This window comes from Succinatimonas hippei YIT 12066 (genome assembly GCF_000188195.1).
GTDB classification, from domain to species: Bacteria; Pseudomonadota; Gammaproteobacteria; order Enterobacterales; family Succinivibrionaceae; genus Succinatimonas; species Succinatimonas hippei.
In genome coordinates this window covers 1-457 of sequence record NZ_GL831068.1, presented here as the reverse complement: position 1 = coordinate 457, position 457 = coordinate 1, and positions in this window count along the sequence as shown.

The following is a 457-nucleotide window of genomic DNA, read 5'->3' as shown; positions in this document are numbered from 1 at the left end:
TAGAGCCGGCCGGCTGCGGCAGGTAGAGAATCACAGGATGAACACGGTCATCTTCACCGTCAAAGTCAATAATCTTTGAATTAAATTGCAGACAAAAGACTACAAAGATACTTTTGAGTTCATGAATAATCTGTACGGTAAAGCTATTATCTGCGTCGTTGATTATGTAAGTTTTAAAAAATCTTTAATAACAGATTGTTATCTGTAATTATTCTCGTTATTTTGTCATGGTTTTTACAGAGAATAACGGGTTTAGCAATGCCGGAAATAATGCGCCTTGCTTTTTGAGGAAAAGGAGCAATATCAAGATTATTCAGAAGAGATTGAATCAAGGCTGTGTTGAGGAGAAGCATTAAGTTTTGAGGAAGCCAAAGCTCTATGTGTAAGACCTAAACTCAATCAATACGCATTTAATTACGCTTTAAAAAATTAAAAGAAGAATATCCGTTTTTAAAAG